At 42.3% G+C, this 6,525-nt stretch carries 4 protein-coding genes; 2 read left to right on the top strand and 2 right to left on the bottom strand.

The genetic code is table 11. From position 1 onward, the window contains the following. The first annotated feature begins 552 nt into the window (after positions 1-552). Both AC37HE_RS03665 and AC37HE_RS03660 read left to right on the top strand, forming a co-directional pair. Positions 553-2,847 (top strand): sodium-translocating pyrophosphatase, encoded by a 2,295-nt coding sequence (locus AC37HE_RS03665; protein ID WP_500781428.1) that lies wholly within the window; start codon positions 553-555, stop codon positions 2,845-2,847. 275 nt (positions 2,848-3,122) lie between these two features. After that, a complete protein-coding gene (locus AC37HE_RS03660) occupies positions 3,123-4,136 on the top strand; it encodes a dihydroorotate dehydrogenase-like protein (protein WP_500781427.1) in 1,014 nt (337 codons plus the stop codon). A gap of 71 nt (positions 4,137-4,207) precedes the next feature. Here the strand turns inward: AC37HE_RS03660 and AC37HE_RS03655 are convergent, their stop codons facing one another. Then, the gene (locus tag AC37HE_RS03655) at positions 4,208-5,257 is read right to left on the bottom strand and encodes a potassium channel family protein (protein WP_500781426.1); all 1,050 of its coding nucleotides are present in this window, start codon (positions 5,255-5,257) and stop codon (positions 4,208-4,210) included. Between the two features lie 12 nt (positions 5,258-5,269). Further along, the coding region (locus AC37HE_RS03650) for a DUF2851 family protein (RefSeq protein WP_500781425.1) at positions 5,270-6,525 on the bottom strand (1,256 nt) is incomplete at its 5' end.

The raw sequence follows: 6,525 nt of genomic DNA, 5'->3' as shown, positions 1-6,525 counted from the left end.
TATCAGTCTACAGACTATGAGTAGCATTATTTAAATTACACCCAACGTCTGTGTTAGTGTATGGTACACATATCTTATTAGCTGTCACTTGCGTAACTTGTTATTATCCTTTGTTTTATCGTCAAAAATTCGGTCTGCCGGGCTTTTGACATTTGCAAGAGACTTTTTCAATGTATTCGGATATTTTGGTTTTTAACACCTATAAAAATAAACATAAAATCAATTCGGTTGACATAATCAATTGACCTTTGTTATTCCGGGGCGTTTATGTTTTAGATCATAAAATCTGACAGAGCTTAACCCTTCAGAATGCACTGATTTAAACTGAATTAAAATAGCCGGGAAATGTTAGGGTAAAGTTCGGGCAAATGTGTTAACAAATATGTAATCTGTTGTCAAATAGGTTTCTGAACCAACCATAATTCGCTAAGAAAATTATCTTTGTTTGCGGAAGTTTAGAAAATACCTGAAGAACCAAAAAGAAATTCGAGAATCTGTGAAATATCTATAAATCTAAACCGTAACTGAGGTTACACAAAAATTTATCAACTTATGAGTAGTATATTCATTTTAGTACCAATTGCCTCTATATTGGCGTTGGTTTTTGCCTGGATATTCTTCAAGTCGATGATGAAGAATTCGGAAGGTACTGACCGGATGAAAGAAATTGCCCAATACGTTCGCGAAGGAGCGATGGCTTACCTGAAACGGCAGTACAAAGTTGTGGGAATGGTATTTATTATTTTGGTTGTATTGCTGACCATCATGGCGTATTTCGGGGTACAAAACCCGTTTGTTCCGATCGCCTTCCTTACCGGGGGGTTCTTTTCGGGCTTATGTGGTTTCCTTGGAATGAAAACTGCCACTCACGCTTCGGCACGTACCGCTCACGGAGCTTCGCAATCGCTGAACAAAGGATTGCAGGTTGCTTTCCGAAGTGGTGCTGTGATGGGAATGGTTGTAGTTGGCTTTGCACTCCTTGATATTGCAATATGGTTCTCATTTTTAAACTGGGTGGTCTTTACACCTGAACATATGCAAAGTGGCATTCATTTCCTCGGATTGACGTTTGTACAAGCGGGAACCGACGAAGCCCATAAATTAATCGAAATAACCACTACCATGCTTACTTTCGGTATGGGTGCATCTACCCAGGCATTGTTTGCACGTGTGGGTGGTGGTATTTATACCAAAGCTGCCGACGTGGGTGCTGACCTCGTGGGTAAAGTAGAAGCCGGTATCCCGGAAGACGACCCACGTAACCCTGCTACCATTGCCGATAACGTTGGTGATAACGTTGGTGATGTTGCCGGTATGGGTGCCGACCTTTACGAAAGTTATGCAGGATCAATTCTGGCAACTTCTGCTTTGGGTGCTGCACTTCCTGCTGTTGCCTTACACGAAGCCGGTCTGGATGCGGTAAAAGCAGTAGTAGCTCCGATGATTGTAGCTGCCATTGGTATTATCCTTTCCATTGTTGGTGTTTACATGGTTCGTACAAAGGAATCTGCCACTCAGAAAAACCTGCTGAATGCCTTGTTGCTGGGAACAGGTGGTAGTTCTGTACTTATCCTGGCTGCGATGGTTGTTCTTTCACTTACAGGTTGGGTAACCTGGGGAGTATTTGGCGCTGTTGTAATCGGTTTGGCGGCTGGTGTTATCATCGGTCAGGCAACTGAATATTTTACTTCTGACGAATATAAACCTACCAAAGGTATTGCCAAACAGGCATTACAAGGTCCTGCTACCACAATTATCGACGGTATCGCCGTGGGTATGTACTCAACCTGGATTCCTGTTGTGACTATTGTATTGGGTATTGTTGGTGCTTTCTGGAGTGCCGGAGGTTACCGCGACTTTGCACTGGGTGTTTACGGAATTGGTTTTGCTGCCGTTGGTATGCTTTCAACACTGGGTATTACGTTGGCAACTGATGCTTTTGGCCCGATTGCTGACAACGCCGGTGGTAATGCTGAAATGGCTGAATTGCCAAAAGAAGTTCGCGAACGTACCGATGCTTTGGATATGCTTGGAAATACTACTGCTGCAACCGGTAAAGGTTTTGCCATTGGTTCGGCTGCCTTAACTGCTATGGCGCTTATTTCGGCCTACATGGAAGAAGTTCGTTTGTGGTTCGGAAAAATTGCCGCTGCCGGAGAAGGCTTTGTTTCAAAAGGACAATATATTTTCTACAACGATGTAGCTCCTGCCGTTCATGATGGCATGGTTGCGGTGAAGATTTCTGCTGCTTCTGTTAAAGATTTCTCTGCAGCCTACGATATTACGCTTTTCAACCCAATGTTTTTGGGAGGTATTTTTATTGGTTCGATGATGGCTTTTGTTTTCAGTGCCATGACCATGAAAGCTGTAGGCCGTGCTGCCGGTGCAATGGTAGAAGAAGTACGTCGCCAGTTCCGCGAAATCAAAGGTATCCTCGACGGTACAGGAACTCCGGAATATGCAAAATGTGTTGAGATTTCAACCAGGGGTGCCCAACAGGAAATGTTATTGCCTTCGTTGATGGCTATTATCGTTCCGGTTGTTATCGGAGCCTTAATGGGTGTTGCCGGTGTTGTTGGTTTGCTGGCCGGTGGTCTGACAGCAGGTTTCACTCTGGCCGTATTCCTGAACAACTCGGGTGGTGCCTGGGACAACGCCAAAAAATTCATTGAAAAAGGAAATCACGGTGGAAAAGGCAGCGATGCTCACAAAGCAGGTGTTGTTGGTGATACCGTTGGTGACCCGTTCAAAGATACTTCCGGTCCGTCGTTAAACATCCTGATCAAACTGATGACCATGGTTTCAGTGGTTATGGCAGGTTTAACTGTGACATTGAGTTTGCTGTAAACCCCTCGGTCCCCTAAAGGGGATGAGAAAATAAAATATATAAAGAAAACCATCTGTCGAAAGGCAGGTGGTTTTTTTTTGTTGCCAAAGTGTTTGCGAGAATGGATGATTTAACCTTCCAGCTTATACCTCACAAACCTTGTCGTTCCGAGCAGAGCGAGGAATCTTTAACGAACGATGTAGAAACTAATGTTAGAATTTGCTTTCTTTCTTGAACAAAAAATTCTAAATTCAGTTAATCTAAGAAGAAAATACATTCACTAAAAAAATAAGCTATGGCAGATCTATCAACAACCTACATGGGGGTCAAACTAAAGAACCCTCTTATTCTTGGAGCAAGCAACCTGGTTAGTAAACCTGATGTGATCAAGCAGATCGAAGAAGCAGGAATCGGTGCTATTGTTTACCGTTCACTGTTCGAAGAGCAAATTCAGCTTGAAAATCTTCAAATGGACGAGCAATTGTCGGAGTATGAAAACCGCAATGCAGAGATGACAAGCCTTTTCCCGGGATTGGAACATGCCGGTCCAAAGGAACATCTTTATAACGTGGAAAAACTGGTGAAGAGTGTGAATGTTCCGGTGTTTGCCAGTTTAAATGCTATTTACGAACCTACCTGGGTTGAATATGCCAAAGAACTTGAAAAAACAGGTATTGCCGGTTTGGAGATAAACCTGTACGCCGTGCCGGGTTATTTCGAAAGAACCGGGGAGCAGATTGAAGACAAGCAGGTTCAAATAGTAAAAGCCATTAAAAAGGCCGTTAGCATTCCGGTGAGTGTAAAAATCAGCCTGTTCTATACAAATCCGCTGAATTTTATTAAGAAGGTGGACGAAGCCGGTGCAGATGCGTACGTGCTGTTCAACCGTTTCTTCCAGCCTGAAATTGATATCGATAAAGAGGAATATTTCTACCCATGGGAATTGAGTAATCCGAAAGACCACATGGTGAGCCTGCGTTTTGCCGGTTTGTTGTATGGTAACCTGGAAGGAAGTATTTGTGTGAGCCGTGGTATTTACGATGCCAACGATGTGATTAAAATGGTCCTGGCAGGCGCGGATGCTATACAAATGGTTAGCACCATTTACCGGAATTCGCCTTCGGTTGTATCAGATATCCTGATGGACCTTAACAAATGGATGGATAATAAAGGATACAAGACTCTGGCTGATTTCAGGGGAAAACTTTCACGCAAAAACATGAAAGATCCGTTTACTTATCAGCGCGCCCAGTATGTTGATATTTTGATGCGCTCGGACAGTATCTTTAAAAAATATCCGATGGTGTAAATTACTTGATTGAAATATAGAAAAGGCTGACAAAATTCTGTCAGCCTTTTTTATTCGGTCACTCTTTTATTTTATTCTTCTGATTCCATTGTTTCACGCAATTTTTGAACTTGCTCATGGTTCCCCAAAACAAAAAGCTGGTCGTTGCGCGAAAGGATCATTTGCGGGTCGGGATTAAAAACGTAGCGTGCACCACTGATTTTAATTCCCACAATGTTGGCACCTGTTTTTTCACGTACTTTCAAGTCTCCGATGGATTTGCCAACATATTGTTGTGCCAGCTTTTTACAAGAAACTTCTTCCAGGCTCACATCGTTGGTTTTTTGCAAAAGAATGTATTCAATAAACTCTACTACGTCGGGCTGGTGAACCAGTTTGGCCATGCGTTGTCCGCCAATTCGTTCAGGCATGATCACGTTGGTAGCGCCGGCGCGTTTCAGTTTCATCTGACTTTCGAGTTCTGAAGCCCGGCTAATCACCACTAATCCGGGATTCATACTTCGGGCAGTAAGCACAACAAAAACATTGTCAGCATCGTTGGGAGTGGTGGCAATAAGGGCACGTGCCCGGTTGATACCGGCTTGCTCCAGCACTTCTTCATGCGTGGCATCTCCTTTTATATACAACAACCTTGGATTTTCACGAACCCGGGAAATCACATTGTCGCGTTTGTCCAAAATAACAAACTCCACTCCGTTTTCGGCCAGTTCCATGGCTGCCTGCTCGCCATTTCTGCCATAACCAACGATAATTACGTGGTCCTTCAGCTTTTCAATTGTTTTGTCCACCTTGTACGTTTTTATGTAGTTTGCCAATTCACCATCAAAAACAAAACGAGCCATATTCGAACCCACATAGGCTAGTGTCCCCAAACTCGATATAATTAAGCCCATGGTAAAAATCTTTCCTTCCGGACTAAACGCATGTCCAACCTCTCCAAATCCAACCGTCGAAACCGTTATCACGGTCATATAAATGCTATCAAGAAGATTCAGGCGTTCAATAAAATAATATCCAATAGTGCCAATTGTTAAAATCGAAACCAGCAAGCCGATACCAATTTGGATTGTTCTACTTGAAACTTCCTGAAATTTGTTGTAGTGCTGTCCTGATGAACTCATTTTTGCAGTTTATCACAACGAAGCAACCAACTTCGCTCCTAATTGGCAATTTAAACATTTTTTTGCTTCGCAGTAGTTGTTTTTTAATTGAAGTAGAGCCTGAGTTTCAAACGCCGTTCGGGTGTTCACTCCCAGTGTATTCCATTTTTTAATAACTGAATTATTTTCTGCCGGAAGTTGTTCGAGGAAATCGAGTGCCCGGTCTTTCAGAAAATGTTTATTCTGTTTTTCACCATATACAAAAAGAAAAGGAATTACCACGTTAATAATTAAAATCTGCGTAGAACTTTCACCCAATTCTTTTACCATTCTTTTACTTGTGGTTTTATTGAAGTTGTAATGCGTATCCCAATATTCAGAAGCTTTTACATGAAGTAAATCCCGAAGATCTTCCAACTTGTCGGTTTCAATGATTTTTGAAAAAAGTGCTTCCGATTTTTGAATGAGCGCTGCCAGTTGCGAAATACGGACAGTTGGAAAATTGACGGGGCGTAAACGAAGAAATTTCCAAAGGTGACTTTCGATGGCTTTCAGTTTGTATTTTTTATATAGAAATGAATATTCCTCTCTGAGTTTCAAAAAATAATCATCGCCGAGCAACTGATTATTGAGTAGTCCGGCATTTCCAAATAACAGTGCCTCAAGTTGAAAAAGATTGTTGCGGTGTTTTCCAGGAATGCTAATGGGAAGAGAACGCGCAAGCAATTCAAAAGGAAGAGCATTTACTTTAAATCCGAACATCCTTGCCAGCAGTTGGTAAAAGGTCTCGTTCCAGTCGTTGTTGTTTTGCGCAAGCTTCTGAAGTATCTCTTCAGTTTTGCTTTCCAGTCGTTCGATCATCAGCCGGTTGAACCCAAGTTGAAGCAGAATTGGATCAACTTTTTTAAACTCACTTTCGCAGGGAATCCAGGTTTTCGACTCCAGTAGGCGGTGGTAATTTTGCGCCAGTTTATCAGGATATTGTAAGGTGAGTGCAGGGAAAGAATCTCCGTTGGTGCTTCTGATCTCCATATCGGCATTTTCAACCACATGCAAAATTACATTATCGTAAGCTTTGTCATTTTGATGTTGGTGTTTCATCCAGTCGGAAGCGTTTTGATGAATTTCAACATTGCCGGCCCAAATCGTATCTTCAATTTTAATACGGGCATTAAAAAAATCGGGTCCGGAATCAGTGTTTCGTCTTCCTGGATCGATAATTTCAAGGGGTTCTCCTGACTGTGTTTTCAACTCGTATGAATAAAAAAGGCGATGTTCCCAGATGTGTT

Source organism: Mangrovibacterium sp. (assembly GCF_059905295.1).
The sequence above is the reverse complement of the archived record's forward strand: the minus strand, read 5'-3'. Positions and strand labels throughout refer to the sequence as shown.